13 protein-coding genes are annotated in these 17,628 nt (G+C 53.7%); all 13 read left to right on the top strand.

The features are described 5' to 3' along the window. Nucleotides 1–558 precede the first annotated feature (558 nt). The 13 genes from QMG93_RS30395 to QMG93_RS30330 all read left to right on the top strand — a co-directional run bounded on the left by QMG93_RS30395 (nt 559) and on the right by QMG93_RS30330 (nt 17,628). Entirely contained in the window at nt 559–3,924 is a 3,366-nt protein-coding gene (locus QMG93_RS30395; protein ID WP_281943223.1) for a family 10 glycosylhydrolase, read from the top strand. 559 nt (nt 3,925–4,483) lie between these two features. Further along, nucleotides 4,484–5,281: a tyrosine-protein phosphatase gene (locus QMG93_RS30390; protein ID WP_281943221.1), complete on the top strand. Its 798-nt coding sequence runs from the start codon at nt 4,484–4,486 to the stop codon at nt 5,279–5,281. Between the two features lie 55 nt (nt 5,282–5,336). Next, the gene (locus tag QMG93_RS30385) at nt 5,337–6,092 is read left to right on the top strand and encodes a YveK family protein (RefSeq protein ID WP_281943227.1); all 756 of its coding nucleotides are present in this window, start codon (nt 5,337–5,339) and stop codon (nt 6,090–6,092) included. After that, a complete protein-coding gene (locus QMG93_RS30380; protein ID WP_281943219.1) occupies nt 6,076–6,756 on the top strand; it encodes a CpsD/CapB family tyrosine-protein kinase in 681 nt (226 codons plus the stop codon). The genes QMG93_RS30385 and QMG93_RS30380 overlap by 17 nt, the downstream gene beginning before the upstream one ends. Nucleotides 6,757–6,776: 20 nt before the next feature. Continuing rightward, nucleotides 6,777–8,612 (top strand): polysaccharide biosynthesis protein, encoded by a 1,836-nt coding sequence (locus QMG93_RS30375; protein WP_281943217.1) that lies wholly within the window; start codon nt 6,777–6,779, stop codon nt 8,610–8,612. A 61-nt stretch (nt 8,613–8,673) separates the two neighbouring features. Next, a complete protein-coding gene (locus tag QMG93_RS30370) occupies nt 8,674–10,014 on the top strand; it encodes a flippase (protein ID WP_281943215.1) in 1,341 nt (446 codons plus the stop codon). A gap of 30 nt (nt 10,015–10,044) precedes the next feature. Further along, nucleotides 10,045–11,166, top strand: a complete 1,122-nt coding sequence (locus QMG93_RS30365; RefSeq protein ID WP_281943213.1) for a glycosyltransferase — start codon at nt 10,045–10,047, stop codon at nt 11,164–11,166. Next, a complete protein-coding gene (locus QMG93_RS30360) occupies nt 11,159–12,586 on the top strand; it encodes a hypothetical protein (protein ID WP_281943211.1) in 1,428 nt (475 codons plus the stop codon). Before QMG93_RS30365 ends, QMG93_RS30360 begins: the two co-directional genes overlap by 8 nt. Continuing rightward, nucleotides 12,552–12,968: an acyltransferase gene (locus QMG93_RS30355; protein ID WP_281943209.1), complete on the top strand. Its 417-nt coding sequence runs from the start codon at nt 12,552–12,554 to the stop codon at nt 12,966–12,968. Before QMG93_RS30360 ends, QMG93_RS30355 begins: the two co-directional genes overlap by 35 nt. A 14-nt stretch (nt 12,969–12,982) precedes the next feature. After that, on the top strand, nt 12,983–14,179 hold the full coding sequence (locus QMG93_RS30350; RefSeq protein WP_281943207.1) for a glycosyltransferase family 4 protein: 1,197 nt from the start codon (nt 12,983–12,985) through the stop codon (nt 14,177–14,179). Next, on the top strand, nt 14,176–15,192 hold the full coding sequence (locus QMG93_RS30345; protein WP_281943205.1) for an NAD-dependent epimerase: 1,017 nt from the start codon (nt 14,176–14,178) through the stop codon (nt 15,190–15,192). The genes QMG93_RS30350 and QMG93_RS30345 overlap by 4 nt, the downstream gene beginning before the upstream one ends. Continuing rightward, on the top strand, nt 15,189–16,964 hold the full coding sequence (locus QMG93_RS35255) for a sugar transferase (RefSeq protein ID WP_309299696.1): 1,776 nt from the start codon (nt 15,189–15,191) through the stop codon (nt 16,962–16,964). Before QMG93_RS30345 ends, QMG93_RS35255 begins: the two co-directional genes overlap by 4 nt. 1 nt (nt 16,965) lies before the next feature. Beyond that, complete coding sequence (locus QMG93_RS30330) at nt 16,966–17,628, top strand: acetyltransferase (RefSeq protein ID WP_281943203.1); 663 nt, start codon at nt 16,966–16,968, stop codon at nt 17,626–17,628.

Here is a 17,628-nt window from a genome sequence, read left to right as displayed (position 1 = left end):
TGGGAGAGTAGGACGTCGCCAAGCACAGAAGAAGAACCTCAGGTGGGGTTCTTTTTTTGTGTTTTCATTTAGCCTTAGCAGAAGATTATCGAGTGTGCGTTTCACACGTTCTGAAATAAAATTTTACCATAAATAAATTTATTGAAATTATTTTTCCTAGCGTCTATAATGAGTGGTGATTGGTCGTTTGTCATTATGTGGAAGTTGGGTTGTTTTCCAAACTTGACGCGTATATAACATGGGAAGAGGGGATGCGGAGCCGATCGGGAATGAAATTCGGCAAGAGCAAGGAGTTACGCTTCACTATTAGGCGGCGGAGGGGATTCGATGAAAGGTATAGGCTTTTTAATAAGCAAAAATGGAATCGCTTTCATAATCGTTGTATTGCTCCTTAATATGATGTTTCCTGCGGTACATGGGGATAATAACTTTGCTTATGCGGAAGAGAAAAACGAAGCCACGTCTCTAACTTCTAGTTCCAACGTATTGATCGAGGATTTCGAGAATGGGGCAAACCTTTATTCCTCTTCGGCCAGGGCGAATGCGGTCACCTTGAAGATGTCCGGGAGACCGGGGCCTGTCAGAAACGGATACCGCTCCGGAGCGCTTGATTATGATTTTACCGGGACTCTCGGCACCTCTGCGGCCTATATTAATTTTAAGGACGCTAATGGCTCTGCAGGACGTACGCTGGAAGGTTCCCCACAAAAGCTCGGCATGTGGGTATACGGGGACGGAAACAATCACTGGCTGCGTGCTCAGCTTCAAGATGCTTCCGGCAAAAAGACGACAACCGATTTTACGGGAAGCGGCGGGTTAAGCTGGACGGGCTGGAAATACGTCACGGCATCCGTTCCTGCGGGGATGGAGCTGCCCATGAAGCTAAACCAAATCTATATCGTCGAAACCAATGATAATAATAAAAACGGGGGCACCTTGTATTTTGACCGGCTGAGTGCTTTTTATGCCGACTTCAGTATGTATGCGCTGGATTTGCGCGGCTTGACGCCGATGAAAAACGGTGATACCTCGCAGGCTAAGGTGTACGGAACGTATAGCGGAAGTACGGAGCCGGTTGAAGTTACGAGTGGAGTCGTCTATGCGAGCAGCGATCCAACCATTGCGACGATCGACGAGTCCGGTCTGGTCAAGGCGCTGCAGCCCGGGACGGCGACAATCTCGGCCACAGCGGCAAGTGCACCGCAGGCTCTGTTCTCCTTGACGGTGACGGCGGAGACTCCGATGCCGCGAAGCATTGAGCTATCGGCATCCGGCAAGCTGACGGTGGGGGATAGCGATTCGGTTAAGGTATTTGCCGCGTATCCTTCCAATAGCGAGCCTATAGAGATCGTCAGTGGCGTTTCCTACCAAAGCAGCAATCCTGAGGTAGCAGCAATCGACACGACCGGGAAGCTCAAGGCGATGAAGGACGGGGAAGCCGTCATTACGGCAAGCTTCGGCGGCCAGACTGCGAGCTACACGCTTACGGTGAAAAGACCGGTGCCTATTTTGCAAAAAATCGAGCTGGCCGAAATGAAGGCGATGAACGTAGGACAAACGCAGCAAGCCAAAGTAAGCGCTACCTACTCATTAATGAATGAGCCGGTCGACGTTACAGGAAGTTCGACCTATAAGAGCAGCAATCCCGAGGTAGCGCGGGTCGATTCGAACGGTACCGTAACGGCATTGAAAGTAGGAGCCACGCGAATTACGGCCAGCTACGGGGGGAAATCCAGCGATAAAATGCTCGTTGTCAATCAACCGACCACTATGCCGAAACGGGAGCTGAGAGCCGCTTGGATTGCATCGGTGGAAAATATCGACTGGCCGAAAAAAGGAGTCGTCACACCAGAAGAGCAGAAGCGCGATTTTGCGAAGATGCTGGATGAGCTTCAGGCCCTTGGGATGAACGCCGTGATCGTGCAGGTGAAGCCGACGGCCGATGCGTTCTATCCGTCGAAATACGGGCCATGGTCGGAGTGGCTGACCGGCGTTCAAGGCAAAGATCCCGGATACGATCCTTTGGCTTTTATGGTCGAGGAAGCTCATAAGCGGAACTTGGAGTTTCATGCCTGGTTCAATCCTTACCGGGTTAGCATGCAGGATCGGATCGATAAGCTGGTAGCGGACCATCCGGCCCGGCAGCATCCGGATTGGACCGTTGCCTACGGAGGAAGGCTGTTGTATAACCCCGGAATTCCGGCGGTGAAAGATTTTGTCATTGGAAGCGTGCTTGAAGTGGTGAAAAACTACGACATCGATGGAGTTCATATGGATGACTATTTTTATCCATATCCTGCAGCCGGCGTCGATTTTCCTGATGAAGATACGTATCGGCAATATGGCGGACAATTCGGCAATAAGGCCGATTGGCGGAGAAACAATGTCAATGGACTGGTTCAGCAGTTAAGCTCGGCCATCCACCGTGAAAAAAGTCATGTCAAATTCGGGATTAGTCCTTTCGGAATATGGAGAAACAAAGCGGATGACCCGACAGGCTCCGACACGAACGGGTTGCGAAATTATGACGATTTGTACGCGGACACGAGAACTTGGATACAGCAAGGCTGGCTGGATTATATTACTCCGCAAATTTATTGGAACTTCGGCTATTCGCCGGCCGCCTACGAGAAGCTGATCGATTGGTGGACCAAGGAAACGCAAGGGAAGAACGTTCACCTGTACATCGGGCAGGCGCCTTACCGGATCGGCTCGGCGGACCCGGCATGGCAGAAGCCGGACGAACTGCCCAACCAGCTTGTCTTTAACCGCAACTTTGAAACGGTTCGCGGCAGTATGTTTTTCTCGGCCAAAGATTTGCTTGCCAACCCGCTAGGGTTCGGAAACCGCCTGAAGCAAGACTTGTACCCGTATCGGGCGCTCATACCCGCTATGCCTTGGCTGGATGCGCAGGCGCCTGCAGCACCGGTTCTGCAAGCTGCCGTCCGCCAAGAGAGCGGAGTGGAGCTGACCTGGGAAGGCGGCGGTGCACGGGATGAGGCCTATTATGTGGTTTACCGCTTTGAGGGGAAGGAAGTCCCCGGACTGGAGCATCCCGAGGCGATTGTCGCGTCGGTACGCAAAGTTGGGAATGCCGCCGTGCAGAAGATCGTAGATCCAGTAGCGGCTGACGGAAAAACGTACACTTACGTAGTCTCGGCCAGCGACCGGTTGCATAACGAAAGCGCAGCAAGCAATAAAATAACGGTGACCAACGAGAAGGACAGGGAAGCGCCTGTCACGACGGCGACGCTGGAAGGGGAGCGGCGGGGCGGCTGGTTTATCTCCGACGTGACGCTGAAGCTGACAGCAGTAGACGAACAGTCGGGCATCGAACGGACAGAATACAGCCTGAACGGCGGAAGCCAGTGGCAGCTTTACCGGGACCCGCTGCTCATCAACAAGGAAGGGACGCACACGGTGTCGTTCCGTTCAACGGATAAAGCAGGCAATACGGAGCCGCCGCAATCGGTTGTCGTCTCGATCGACAAAACGCCGCCGGTTGTACAGTGGACCGGTGCAGGCGAGTACACGGTCGATCAACGGGTACTGGTCGTTTGTACGGCCACGGATACGGTATCCGGCGTCGTGTACAGTTCTTGTGGCGGGCCGCTTGTCGATCAGCCGGGATACAATCTCCCGCTTGGTACAGGTACCGTAACGGCCACGGCCCAGGATCAAGCGGGCCATACGACGGTCACCTCCGCAACGTATACGGTACAGGTTACCTATGGGAGCCTTGCGAACGTGACGCGTCAATTGGTGACAGGACCGGGCGGCCACGGCGTAGTCAATTCGTTGGTGAAAAAGCTGGAGCATAAGCAGATTCACGCCTATATCAATGAAATCTCGGCATTACGGGGAAAGAAAATCCCGGCAGAGCTCGGGGATTTGCTTATTCGTTTGGCGCAAGCTTTAAATTGAATTCAAGGGCATCCAGTCATTCAAGAGCTGGGTGCCTTTCCTATTTCTGGGTCTTAGGGGCAACGAAAAATGTGTTCAATGACCCAGACATAGTTCGTTTTGCAGGGAGGAGCGCTTGGGCTTAGTTTTTTCCAATTTGCTCAATCTATTGGGTGTTTTTACCTGTAGTCAACCCAAAGTCCCAAAATCGACCAAATTTTGTATTCCAGATATACCCAAAAGGGTGGAGGTCACATTTTTTTAAAAAACCTCGCGAGGCCTTTTGATGAAAGAGCTTTTCTCCATTTTCATGAAAAACAAAAACGCTTTCATTCTTTAAAAAACTATGAATGTAAATTTATGTATATATTAAATAAAGTTTATGCAATAGGTTACATTTAATGGGTAAAAGTATTTTTAAATTGTATCATTTATTACATTAAGAGCCTGTTAAATCCTGCATCCATAATCGAAAAATAATCATTTTTAACTAATCAAATACACAACTCTGTTCCCTCATCGTTCGCTTTGAAAATGTGCCATAATTTACATAGTCGGGATAAGCGGGAGGAAGCAGACATTGATCGACATACATAGTCACGTTCTTCATGGTTTGGATGATGGTCCTGCCAGCCTGGAGCAGTCGCTTGAGCTCGCTCGCTTGGCTGTTCAAGAAGGGATTTCGACGATTATCGCCACGCCTCATCATCGAAAGGGCAGCTACTGTAATCCTGCACAAACTGTCGAAACGGCGGTGTCGCTGCTGCAGGAACAGCTCGTGCGGCACCAGATCTCTTTAACGATTTGCAGCGGTCAAGAGATTCATACTCACCCGCAGTGGCTTGACGATTTCTATGCTAATCAATTGCTAACTCTGAACGGTTCGTCCTACATCTTGATCGAATTCCCGTCGTCCAAGCTTCCCGAACGGGTCGAAGAGATCCTTCACGAGCTGTCGATTCGAAATCTGACGGCGGTCATCGCCCATCCGGAACGCAATAAGGAAATCGCGGAGCAGCCGGACAAACTGTTGAAACTGATTGAATACGGTGCTTTGGCCCAAGTGACTTCCCATTCCATAACGGGTTATTTCGGACCTCAGGTCCGCTCGGTTGCTTTAGAGCTATGCCGAAGAAATCTGGTGCATTTTATCGCGTCGGATGCGCATGATGCCGTTCGTCGCCCGTTTCATTTGCAGCGGGCCTACGGCATCGTGACTGAAAAGCTCGGAGGTGATTATGTGAAGTATTACCAGCATAATGCGGAATCCTTGCTCAAGGACCGGAGCTTTGAAAATTGGAAGCCGGTTCGGCAAGTTCGCAGGAGCTTTTTCTTTACTCAACTACCGCGTTTTTTTAGGAGGAATCGTTCGTTATAAAGAACAATAATGAAAACTCATATCAAACGAAAGTGAGGATCTGTATAACGTGACCATGGATTTCGATTTAAAAGCGGTGATGAGCGTATTGCGCAAGCGTCTATGGCTGATTGTTCTCATCGTCGCGATTAGTTGTACGGCTGCCGGTATCGTGAGCTATTTTTTCATGAAGCCCGTGTACGAAGCTTCGACGAAGCTGATTATTAACTCATCGCCCGACCAAGCCGGTGTTGTGAAATTGGACTTGAATTCCGTAAATACGAATATTTCGCTTGTCACGACGTACAAGGAAATTATTAAGACCCCGGCCATTATGGACATTGTGGCGAAGGATCATCCCGAGTTCGGCATGACCTCCGAGCAGTTGATCAACAAGATCAAGCTGAGCTCGGTGAACGAGACCCAGGTGCTCACCATCTCGATTCAAGATTCGTCCTACGAGAAGGCGGCTCACATTGTCAATGCCGTATTCCATGTATTCCAAAGCCAAATTCCGAAGATCATGAAGGTCGACAACGTGATTTTGCTGAACCAAGCCGATCCGGCCAAGCAGCCCCGTCCCATTAAACCGGACCCGGTATTGAACATTGCGATCGGTTTTCTCGCTTCGCTTATGCTTTCCGTAGGGATCGTCTTTTTGTTGGAATATATGGACGACACGATCAAAACGGAAGAGGACGTTCAACGTTATCTGGGCTTGCCGACGCTTGCTTTAATTACCCAAATCGACGAACAGGACCTGGAAACGAACAAGGGCTCCCTGTCTTCCGAGCGAAAGGTCGGTGAACTATCCAATGTCCAAGTCCGCTAAGCGGCGTCCCGTCATTGCGCACAGTCATCCGAAATCGCCCGTCTCCGAGTCGTATCGGACGCTGCGTACGAATATCCAGTTCTCATCCGTCGACCGGCTGTGCAAGACGTTGATGGTGACGTCTTCCAGCCCGATGGAGGGGAAATCGACGACAATCAATAATTTGGCTGTCGTATATGCCCAATCGAATAAGAAGGTGCTGCTGATCGACGCCGATCTGCGCAAGCCGACGGCGCATCATACGTTCCATCTATCCAATCGGTACGGATTGACGGATATGCTTACCTCACAATGCACGCTTGATATGGCCGTTAAAGTAACGGATATTCCGAATCTGGAAGTGATGACTTCGGGTTCCATTCCCCCGAATCCGTCGGAGATTCTCGCTTCGCAGAAAATGACCGGGCTGATCGAGGAGCTTCAGCAGCGTTATGATATCGTGCTGCTCGATACGCCTCCGGTGCTTGCGGTCAGCGACGCGCAAATTATCGCAGCCAAATGCGACGGCGTCATTCTCGTGGTCGATTCCGGGAAAGTTAAACGGGACTTGGTGCAGAAAGCTAAAAATTCGCTGGAGTTCGTGCAGGCTAACCTCCTGGGCGTCGTGCTAAACCGAATAGCCCGGCCATCCGGCAATGCCTATTATTACTATGGCAACGAATAAAACCTAAGGGAGGAAGAACGATGAATTATTCCAAAAGAACGGGAATTTTGGTCGCAATCGATCTCGGCATGGTATGGCTTAGCGTCTACTTTGCCTTTTACTTCTCGTATAAAAGCTCCATTCCCGCCGATCAGGTGCAGCTGTGGCTGCTATATGGGGCGATTTCTTCCATCGTGAGCACGGCGTTTATGTTTCTTTTCAAGCTGTACAACCGGATCTGGCAGTATGCGAGTGTCGGCGAGCTGATTTCGATGACGAAAACGGTGGCGGTCAGCAGCCTGGTGTCCTACCTGGCGACGAATGCGATCTCAGCCCAGCCGGTTTCGTTCACGATAGCCCTGCATACCGCCGAAACGATGCTGCTGCTGCTCGGTGGAAGCAGGTTCGTATGGAGAGTGTTCTGCGACAAGTTCGGCGGCAAGCGGCAAGCGCACGGGGCCGACGAACCGAAGAAGGCGCTCATCGTCGGAGCCGGAAGCTGCGGAACGCTGTTTGCCAAGGAGCTGAAGAGCAACGAGGCTTACGACACGATGCCGTTTGCTTTCGTCGATGACGATCCTTATAAGCAAAAGCTTCAAGTGTACGGTCTCCCTGTGCTGGGCGGTCGTGAACAGATTCCGGCGATTGTGGAAAAACACGGCATCGACGAGGTTATTATTGCGATGCCTTCGGTATCCAAGACGCAAATCACGGACATTATCAACATTTGCAAGCAAACGAAAGCCCGCCTGAAAATTATTCCTCACCTGCAGGAAATTATCGCAGGCAAAACGACCTTAAACCAGGTGCGCGACGTGCAGGTGGAGGATTTGCTCGGAAGAGATCCGATCAAGACGGATTTGGACGGCATCGCCAATTACGTGGAAGACAAGATCGTCCTCGTTACGGGCGCCGGCGGTTCGATCGGTTCGGAGCTGTGCCGGCAGATTGCCCCTTTCCGCCCCCGGAAGCTGCTGCTTCTGGGACATGGCGAGAACAGCATTTACACGATTGAGATGGAGATGCGCCGGCTTGCGCCGGAGCTCGAATTGGAGACGGTCATTGCCGACGTGCAGGACCGGACGAGGCTGGAGGAGATGTTCAGCCAACATCGCCCGCAGGTCGTTTTCCATGCGGCAGCTCATAAGCATGTGCCGTTGATGGAGCGGAATCCTTCCGAGGCGGTCAAGAATAACGTATTCGGCACGAAAAATGTCGCCGAGTGCGCCGATCAGTTCCAGGCGGAGCGGTTCGTTTTAATCTCCACGGACAAGGCCGTCAATCCGACGAGCGTGATGGGGACGACGAAGCGGATCGCCGAAATGTTCATTCAAAGCTTGGACAAGCAGAGCCAAACGAAGTTCGTCGCCGTCCGCTTCGGCAACGTGCTGGGCTCCCGGGGCAGCGTTATTCCCCGGTTCAAGGAGCAGATTCAGCGAGGCGGTCCGGTGACGGTAACCCATCCGGAGATGGTGCGCTACTTTATGACAATCCCCGAGGCGGTTCAGCTCGTCATTCAAGCGGGCGCTTTTGCCAAGGGCGGCGAGGTGTTCATTCTCGACATGGGCGCGCCCGTGAAGATTTACGATCTGGCGGCCGACTTGATCCGCTTGTCCGGCTTCGAGCCGAATGTCGACATCAACATCGAGTTTACAGGCATGCGGGAAGGCGAGAAATTGTACGAGGAGCTGTTAACGAACGAAGAAGGCATCACCTCCACGATGCATGACCGGATCTTCATCGGCAAGCCGATGAACATTAACCGGACGGAGCTGGAATTCGAGATCCGCAAGCTGGAGAGGGTGCTGGGCAAAGGACAGCAGGAAATCCGTGAGGTGCTCAAGCATCTGGTGCCTACGTACAGCAACGTTTCCTAATGGGTTCGGAAACGACCGTAGACGTTCCCGGTATTCAGACTAACTGAAGAAGAAGGTATGTATGAAACAGACGACGTTACATCGGACGGAAACGAACGTTTCCCGAATTCTTGCGAAAAGCGGCTCTATCTCGTTCATGATGAATGTGGCCGGTGTCGGGCTTGCCGTGTTGATGCAGGTCGTGCTGGCCAGGCTGCTCGGGGTCGTCAGCTACGGATATTACGCTTTTGTAATGACGGTTATCACCTTCGTAGCTTTTCCCGCCAACCTCGGCTTCGATACGGCGATCGTCCGGTTCGTGTCTTCTTACAAGGCGGACCAGCTGTGGGGCGATGTCAAGGGCTTGCTTCGCCGGGCGAACCAGCTGACCTTGCTCGTGTCGCTGGTGCTGATGGGAATTAGCGGTATGGTCATTTACGTGATGTACAGGAACAGCGGAGGCGAGTTTTATTACACCTTTTTGACCAGCTTGCTGATCATTCCATTGATGGCGACGGCGACTTTAAGGCAAAGCTCGCTGCTGGCACTCAAGGAAGTGCTCGTTGCCCAACTGCCGGAGAAGGTGCTGCGTCCTGTTTTTTGCATCGTCATTTTGTATGCTTACACGGTTCTATTTCACGTCAAAGCCGGCGCTTTCGAAGCGATGGTCATCTTCGTCGGGTCGATGCTGCTGTCGTATTTATTCGGGGCCTGGGTGCTTAACCGGAAGCTGACGCCGCATACGAAAGGGCATCCGCACCGGTTTCAAACGAAGCATTGGCTGTCGGAATCGACGTCCTTGATGGTGAATTCGGGCATGTATCTGATTTTGGGACAGCTTAGCGTCGTGATGATCGGTATGATGCACGGCACGAGCGAGTCCGGTATTTTCTCGGCGGCCGTGCGGATCGCGACGATGGTTTCGTTTGCGATCACGTCGATCAATATGATTGCGGCCCCGATGATTTCGGAGTCCTATGCCAAGGGCGACTTGAAGCAAATGCAAAAGGTATGCACGCTGTCCGGCCGATCGGGGTTCGCCTTCGCCGGTCTGGTGTTCCTGACGATTTTGTTGCTGGGCCAATGGATTTTGGGACTGTTCGGAGAAGAGTTCAAAGCGGGGACGACCGCATTGATTCTTCTGTCGCTGAGCCATCTCGTTCATTCGTATTGCGGACAATCCGGAACGGTCATGACGATGACCGGGCAGCAGCGCGCGTCCAGCCGGATCTTGATGATTTCTACCGTTCTGAATGTGGCGTTTAATCTGCTGCTGATTCCGAGTCTTGGCATGATCGGTGCGGCCTTGGCGAATTTGCTGTCGACGGCGTTCTGCTATTTCAGCATGATGTACAAGGTTAAGCGATCCATGCAGATCGTGACCGGCGTGTGGATGCCGGGACGTATCGGAAGCAAATCATAGCCAAAGGATACAGTCATCCGGGAGGGTAAGATGAGCGCGATTAAAATATTGCATGTTGTCGGAAAAATGGATCCCGGCGGTGTCGAGACACTGCTGATGAACATTTACAGGAACATCGACCGGGAGCGGTTCGAGTTTCATTTCGCGGTCCAGCTGGAAGGCGAAGGGTTCTACGACCGCGAGATTCGCGAGCTCGGCGGGAAAATCCTGCTGCAGCCGCATCCCCGGAAAGGGCTTGGCCCGTTTCGGGAACAATTCTTGCATAACGTGAGAGAAAATGGTCCCTATGCCGCCATTCACAGCCATATTTTCCAATTCAGCGGGTATGTACTGAAGCTCGCTAAGGAGATAGGCGTTCCGGTTCGCGTATGCCACAGTCATACGGTGAATGCCGAACAGCGGACGACGCTGTTCCGCACCTTGTACCGTCACTATATGAAATCGCTGATTTTAAAGCACAGCACGCATCTGATCGGCTGCTCCAGGCCGGCATGCGAATCGCTCTTCGGGGCCCGCTGCTGGAATGATACCCGCACGGAGCTGCTGCCTAATGCGATCAATCTGCTGCCTTACGAGCAGCTGCCTACGGATCGGAGCGGGCTCAGGCAGCGGATCGGCGTAACCGACCCATCGATTCCGGTGGTGGGGCATATCGGCCGGTTCAGCGAAGAGAAGAATCACCGTTTCGTGCTGGAGACGTTCTCCTTATTGGTTAAGAAAGTCCCCGAGGCGCAGCTCGTGCTGGTCGGAGACGGGAGATTGCGCGAGGAGATGGAGCGGCTTGCGGAGACGCTGGGCATCCGGCGACAGGTCCATTTCCTGGGCGCCCGCAAAGATATCCCGGAAATTATCGGCGCTTTCGATGTGTTCCTGCTGCCGTCGTTATTCGAAGGCTTGGGCATTGTCGTTATCGAAGCTCAGGCCGGCGGGGTGCCCAGCCTCGTGTCGGAGCATGTGCCGGCGGAAGCTGACCTGAGCTTCGGCATGGTGGAGCATCTTAAGCTGCAGCCCGAGGTATGGGTCGACAAGATTACGGGAATGCTGGGACGTTCGGCTGCGCCGGATTGGCCGACGAGGCATCGTTTCTTGAAAAAGCACGGCTACGATATCCGCGAGAGCATTCGGCGGCTGGAGAACATTTACCATGCTTGAACGGAAGGTTGACCTGCCGCCTGCAAGGGATAACCCCTTGGTGCAAACGATGCTGCTATGGATGTACGCCGCCCTGTTGATCTTGTCGACCAAATGGGTAACCCAGTGGGACCTCGATGTCGGGCTTGTCTTTTTCTTTACTTTGCTGCTACCCTTTTTCGTCATGCTGAAGTGGCCCAACCAGCCGGCCGTGCTCTATATCGGGCTCATGGTGATGCTGATCGGAAAATGGATTTACGCGCTGACGACGGACCCTTTATTCGGTCCCGACGCCAGAGGCTATTTCCGGCAGGTGACGTTCTATCCGCAGCTGGACGATTTTATCCGTTACGCGACAGAGCACATTACGACCAACTGGCTGAATTCTTCAGCGTATCCGGTATTCGGGCTCATGTACATGCCGTTTTATAAATTTCTGGATTTGGCCGATCCGCTGGTCATCATTACGTTTAATTCCTTTTTGCTCGTGCTGTGCTGCAATATGACGTACCGGCTGAATGACAGGTTTTTCAGCTACGAGCTTTCGGAGGCGGGCAAACGAACGTATAACGCGGTGATGATTATCGGGCTGCTCGCAAGTCCGGCGCTGATGTACATGTCTTCCGTGTTCGGCAAGGACATTACGTGTGCCTTCTTGGGATTGCTGTGCACCCAACTATTATTAAACCGCAGATACATTTTGTTCATTATCGTCTTGTTCTACACAACCATGCTCCGAGATTATTCGATCGTGTATATTTTGTCTTTTTACTTTCTGTTTCGCCGAAACTTTAAAGCCGCCTTGCTCATGCTCATCGGTGCGCTGGGGGTCGTGTTCTGGAAGGTGGGGCCGACCGGGCTTCTGAATTCCTTCATGCTCACGGTCTTTCTGTTCATCTCTCCGAATCCGTTCAAAGCGTTCAATTGGGATATGGAGTTTGTGATGCGTACGGCGGAGGCGGTCTACATGATGATTTCGTTCGGGTTGTCCATGATCGTATTCCTGCGCCATAAGGAGACGCGTTCGTTTTTTGCGATGTGCCTGATTCTGCTGTTCACCTTCGGCTGCACGCTGGTATTGGTCGGCTTCGTCACCGTGACCGAGCGGAATCTGGAATACGGAGTAGGGACGATCGGGGATAACATGGTCCGGAAAAAAGTGCCTGTCGTGCCCATTCTGTACATGATGAACGCGTATACGCTCGCGTGGCTATTCCGGCCAAAAGCGGTTCATTCCAAGAAAGGAGAGGCTTGCCATCCGAGGAAGGGACAAATTTCATCGCTTCAAAGGATTTCTGAACCTGCTTACGGCGCTGTTCTCGATCGTTCCGAAGCCTCTGCTCAAAAGCTCGTGGCACGCGACCGATCTGCTGCCGGAGCCCTTGGGGCTCGCAACGCGCTACTGCATGCTCAAACGGTTGATTCCGAAATGCGGCGATAACGTATTCGTCGGCCGGTCCGTTGAGATTAAGCAATGGGAGAAGCTTTCCATCGGCAGCAATGTAAGCATACATAAGCAGTGTTATCTGGATGCGGGGGGCGGCATTACGATCGATAACGATGTATCGATCGCGCATCAGACCTCGATGATTTCATTCGAGCACGCTTGGGATGACGCCGCCCTGCCGATTCGCGATAACCCGGTCAAATACGCGCCGATCACGATTCAATCGGACGTCTGGATCGGCTGCGGCTGCCGCATTCTGGCGGGCGTGGACATTGGCAGCAGAGCGGTGGTAGCCGCCGGAGCGGTGGTGACCAAGGCGGTGCCCCCGCATACCGTTGTCGGCGGAGTCCCGGCAAAACCTATTAAATCTATCTGAGAGGGTCGAGGACCATGAAGGTATTATGGGCGCATGACCATACGTTTTACTTTAACGATTCTGGGAAATTTTTTTCCAGCGGAAAGCTCCCCTACTCGGTATGGGAACGGTATTTGACCGTATTCGACGAAATTACGGTAGCGTCCCGGGCGAAAAAAATATCTTCGGAAACGGAAATTGCGAATAAAAGCTTATCAAGCGGCAAAAATGTGGAATTTGTCGTGCTGCCTTCCCTCAGCAATCCGGTGAACAAGCTGACGAAAAAAGGCTATATCGAGCGCGTCCTGACCGAATCGATCGCGCAGTCGGATGCGGTGATCGCCCGGCTGCCAAGCGAAATCGGCTCGGAAGCAGTGGCGATCGCCAAGAAGCTCAAGAAGCCTTTTGCCGTGGAAATGGTTGCCTGCGCTTGGGATGCGCTGTGGAATTACGGCAATCTGCAGGGGAAGGCGTATGCGCCCATTGCGACGTTGAAGACGAAAGCGCAGGTGAAGGAAGCGCCGTTTGCCATCTACGTGACAAAACAATTCTTGCAGCACCGGTATCCGAATACGAGCGGATATACCGAAGGCTGCTCCGATGTGGAAATTCCGGAGCTGTGCCCCGAGGTAATGGAACGGCGTCTCCGCAAGATCGAAGCCGGGGCGAAGCCCGTTATCCTGGGGCTGATCGGCAATCTGAACGGCAAAACGAAAGGCATTGCGACGGCCCTGCAGGCGTTGGCCCGGGTGAAGTCGAAGCTGCCCGCCTTCGAGTTCCGGGTGCTCGGCGGAGGCGACAAGGAGCCGTGGGAAGCGCTGGCGGCCCAATTCGGCTTGCAGGAACACGTCCGGTTCGACGGCGTTCTGCAGAGTGGCGATGCCGTATTCGAGTGGCTGGATCAAGTGGATCTTTACTTGCAGCCGAGCTTCCAGGAAGGCTTGCCGAGAGCGACGGTCGAGGCGATGAGCCGGGGATGTCCGGTGATCGGGTCGACAGCCGGGGGCATTCCGGAGCTTATCGATCCGCGGTATCTGCATAAGCCTGGCAATGACAAGCATCTGGCCCGGCTGATTGAGCAATATATCTCCGATACGCGCTGGATGGCCGAGCAAGCGCAAGCAAACTACCGGAAAGCGGGGAACTATACGAAAAACCAGCTGGATCAGGAACGGCAGGAATTTTGGGAAAAGTTTTCTCAATTCGTAAAAGAAGGGAAGACGCAGCGATGAAAATTTTAGTCACCGGATCCGCAGGTTTTATCGGGTATCATCTATCGGCGAAGCTGCTTCAGGAAGGCTTCTCGGTGGTGGGAGTGGACTGCTTAAACGACTATTACGACGTCAGGTTGAAGGAAGACCGGCTAAAGGGATTGCTCGAGTATGACGCTTATGCTCATTACAACTTCGACCTGCGCGATCAAAAGTCGCTCGATGCGTTGTTCGCTTCCCATGATTTTGCAGCGGTCGTTCATCTTGCAGCCCAAGCCGGCGTGCGGTATTCCATGGTTAATCCGGGGGCGTACATCGACTCCAACATTACCGGCTTCATGCATATGCTGGAGAGCTCCCGCAAACATCGCATTCCGCATCTCATCTATGCGTCCTCCAGCTCGGTCTACGGGGCGAATGTGAAAATGCCGTTCTCCACGACGGATGCGGTCAATCATCCGGTCAGCCTGTATGCAGCCACGAAAAAAGCAAACGAGCTGATGGCCCATACGTACAGCCATCTGTACGGGCTGCCGACAACGGGCTTGCGCTTCTTCACGGTGTACGGACCTTGGGGCAGGCCGGATATGGCGTATTTCTCGTTCACCAAGGCGATTATGGAGGGCAAGCCGATTCAAGTGTTTAACGAAGGCCAGATGATGCGCGACTTCACTTATATCGACGATATCGTACAAGGCATCGTGCGTCTGCTCTTCCGTCCTCCGGTGCACAACGATAACTGGAACCGGATGGAGCCGGACCCGTCCTCCTCGTACGCGCCCTATAAAATTTATAATATCGGCAACAACCGGCCGATTCCTCTGATGAAGTTCATTCATACGATCGAGGAATGTCTCGGCAAAGAGGCGGTGATCGAATTCAAGCCGATGCAGCCCGGCGACGTGCAGGCGACGTATGCCGATATCGACGAGCTGGCGCGCGAAGTCGGCTTCACGCCCAAGATTAGCATCGAGACCGGAATTAAGGCGTTTACCAATTGGTACTGCCAATATTATCGAGAGGTAACCGTATGAAGAAGGTAGCTCATATTTGCACAAGCGCCATCTCCCATAAAATTTTGGCGGACAAGATGGCGGTGCTGCAGAAGGCGGAATATGAGGTTCATCTGATTTCGTCTCCCGACGGTTATGACGAGGAGTTCATGAAACGATACCGCCTGAAGCTCCATTTCGTGCCGATGAACCGGAAAATTCATGTTTGGGACGATCTGCGTTCGATCCTTCAGATGCGTTCGCTGCTTCGGCGCGAGCGGTTCGATATCGTCCATACGCATACGGCGAAGGCCGGACTGATTGGCCGGGTGGCCGGGTGGCTGGCCCAAACGCCGATGATCCTGCATACGAGCCACGGACTGCCGTTTTTCGACGGACAGAAATGGGTGACCAGCTTCATCTACCGCAGCCTGGAGAGGCTGGGCGCGCTATTCTGCGACGCGCTTTCCTCGCAAAACCGCGAGGATATGGAGAAGCTGCGGGAGCTGGCGCCGGGCAAGCCGGTCTACTACGAGGGGAACGGCGTCGACTTGAACCGGCTGGACGAGTTCCGCTACCGCATCGATCAGGCTGAGCTGGACCGGGTGCGGCAGGAGGCGCTCATCCCTGAAGGAAAAAAAATCATCCTGATGGCGGCCCGGCTGGAGCCGGTAAAAGATCATGCCTTTCTGCTGGAATCGCTGCGTCTGTTAAAAGACAAGCATGGGGATGACTTCTGCTGCGTCCTGGCCGGGAAAGGTCCGCTCGAAGCGGAAATCCGAAGGAAGATCATGGAGCTTGGCCTCGAGGAGGACGTGAGGCTGATCGGGCATCAGAGCTATATTTACCCTTGGATCAAGCTGGCGGATATCGTCGTGCTTTCTTCCGAGAAGGAAGGAATTCCCCGCTTTCTGATGGAATCGATGGCCTTTTCCAAGCCGGCGGTAGCCAGCGACGTTCTCGGAACGAGGGAGCTCGTGAAGCATAACGAAACCGGATTTTTGGTCCCTTATAAGCAGCCCGAGCCGTTTGCCGACGCTCTGCACAAGCTGTTCGCCAGCGACGAGCTGCTGAAGCAATTCGGCAGCGAAGCGCGCAGCGTAATCGAGCGCGAATTTACGGAGCAGGCGGTCGTCGGGCGGTTGCACCGGATGTACGGGGAGATCGAGCAGAAGAAAACGGCCCGTAAACGAAAATCCGTACAGCGCATCAAGCGCGTGCTCGATTTCACCGCTGCGCTGACGGCGGTCATCGCATTCGCTCCTTTGTTCGTTCTTGTCGCACTGCTGGTCCGCCTGAATCTGGGCTCGCCGGTGCTGTTCCGGCAGCAGCGTCCCGGGCTTCACGGCAAGCCGTTCCACGTGTACAAGTTCCGTACGATGAACGACCGGAAGGACAGCAAGGGCGAGCTGTTGCCGGACTCCGAACGGCTGACCACCTTCGGCAAGCTGCTGCGCAAAACAAGTATGGACGAGCTGCCTCAGCTGTTCAACGTGCTGCGCGGAGATATGAGCCTGATCGGGCCAAGGCCGCTCCTGATGGAATATTTGCCGTTATATACGGAGGAGCAGCAGAAGCGGCATTGGGTTCGCCCCGGCATTACCGGCTGGGCTCAGGTGAACGGAAGAAACGCGATCTCCTGGGAAGAGAAATTCGCGCTGGACGTATGGTACACCGACCACCCGTCGCTGATGCTGGATGCGAAAATCCTATGGATGACGGTGAAAAAAGTATTCCGTGCCGACGGGGTTCAGCAGGCGGGACATGCTACGACGACCAAATTTACAGGCAACCGGAAGGTGGAGGGATTCTAGCATGAAGAAGCTCGTCCTGATCGGCGGAGGCGGTCATGGAAAGGTCGTCCTCGATGTAATGCGGGCCCAGGGGGAATATGAGCTGGCCGGGATCGGCGACGACAAGTATACGCACACCTTTAGCCAGGACGGCATCCTTCACGGGCCGGTTGCGGACATGGCAGAGCTGTTGCGGGACGACGATTGCCGGCTGTTTATCGCCATTGGCAACAACCGCACCCGCCGGACCGTCATGGACCGGCTCGGGTACCCCGAATCCCGCTACGCGGTGTTGATTCATCCGAGAGCGACGCTCGGAAGCGGGGTGACGATCGGCGGCGGTTCGGTCGTCATGCCGGGCGCGGTCATCAATTACGGCGCGCGGATCGGCGCTCAGTGCATCATCAACACCGGCGCCGTCGTCGAGCACGAGAACGTTCTCGGAAGCTTCGTGCATATTTCCCCAACCGCAGCCTTGGCGGGGGATATCACGGTAGGGGACGGAACGCATATCGGGCTTGGCGCGAAAGTGATCGAAGGTTTAACGATAGGCGGCTGGACCACGCTCGGAGCGGGAGCGGTTGCCGTTCACGACATTCCGGCTCAATGCACGGCCGTAGGCGTACCCGCCAAACCAATCAAATACGCTGATCAACCGGATCAGCTTGCTCAGAGGAGGGCGTAG

Source organism: Paenibacillus tyrphae, assembly GCF_027925525.1.
GTDB classification, from domain to species: domain Bacteria; phylum Bacillota; class Bacilli; order Paenibacillales; family NBRC-103111; genus Paenibacillus_G; species Paenibacillus_G tyrfis_B.
Note: the sequence above shows the minus strand (reverse complement) of the source record. Positions and strands in the feature narration are given on the sequence as shown.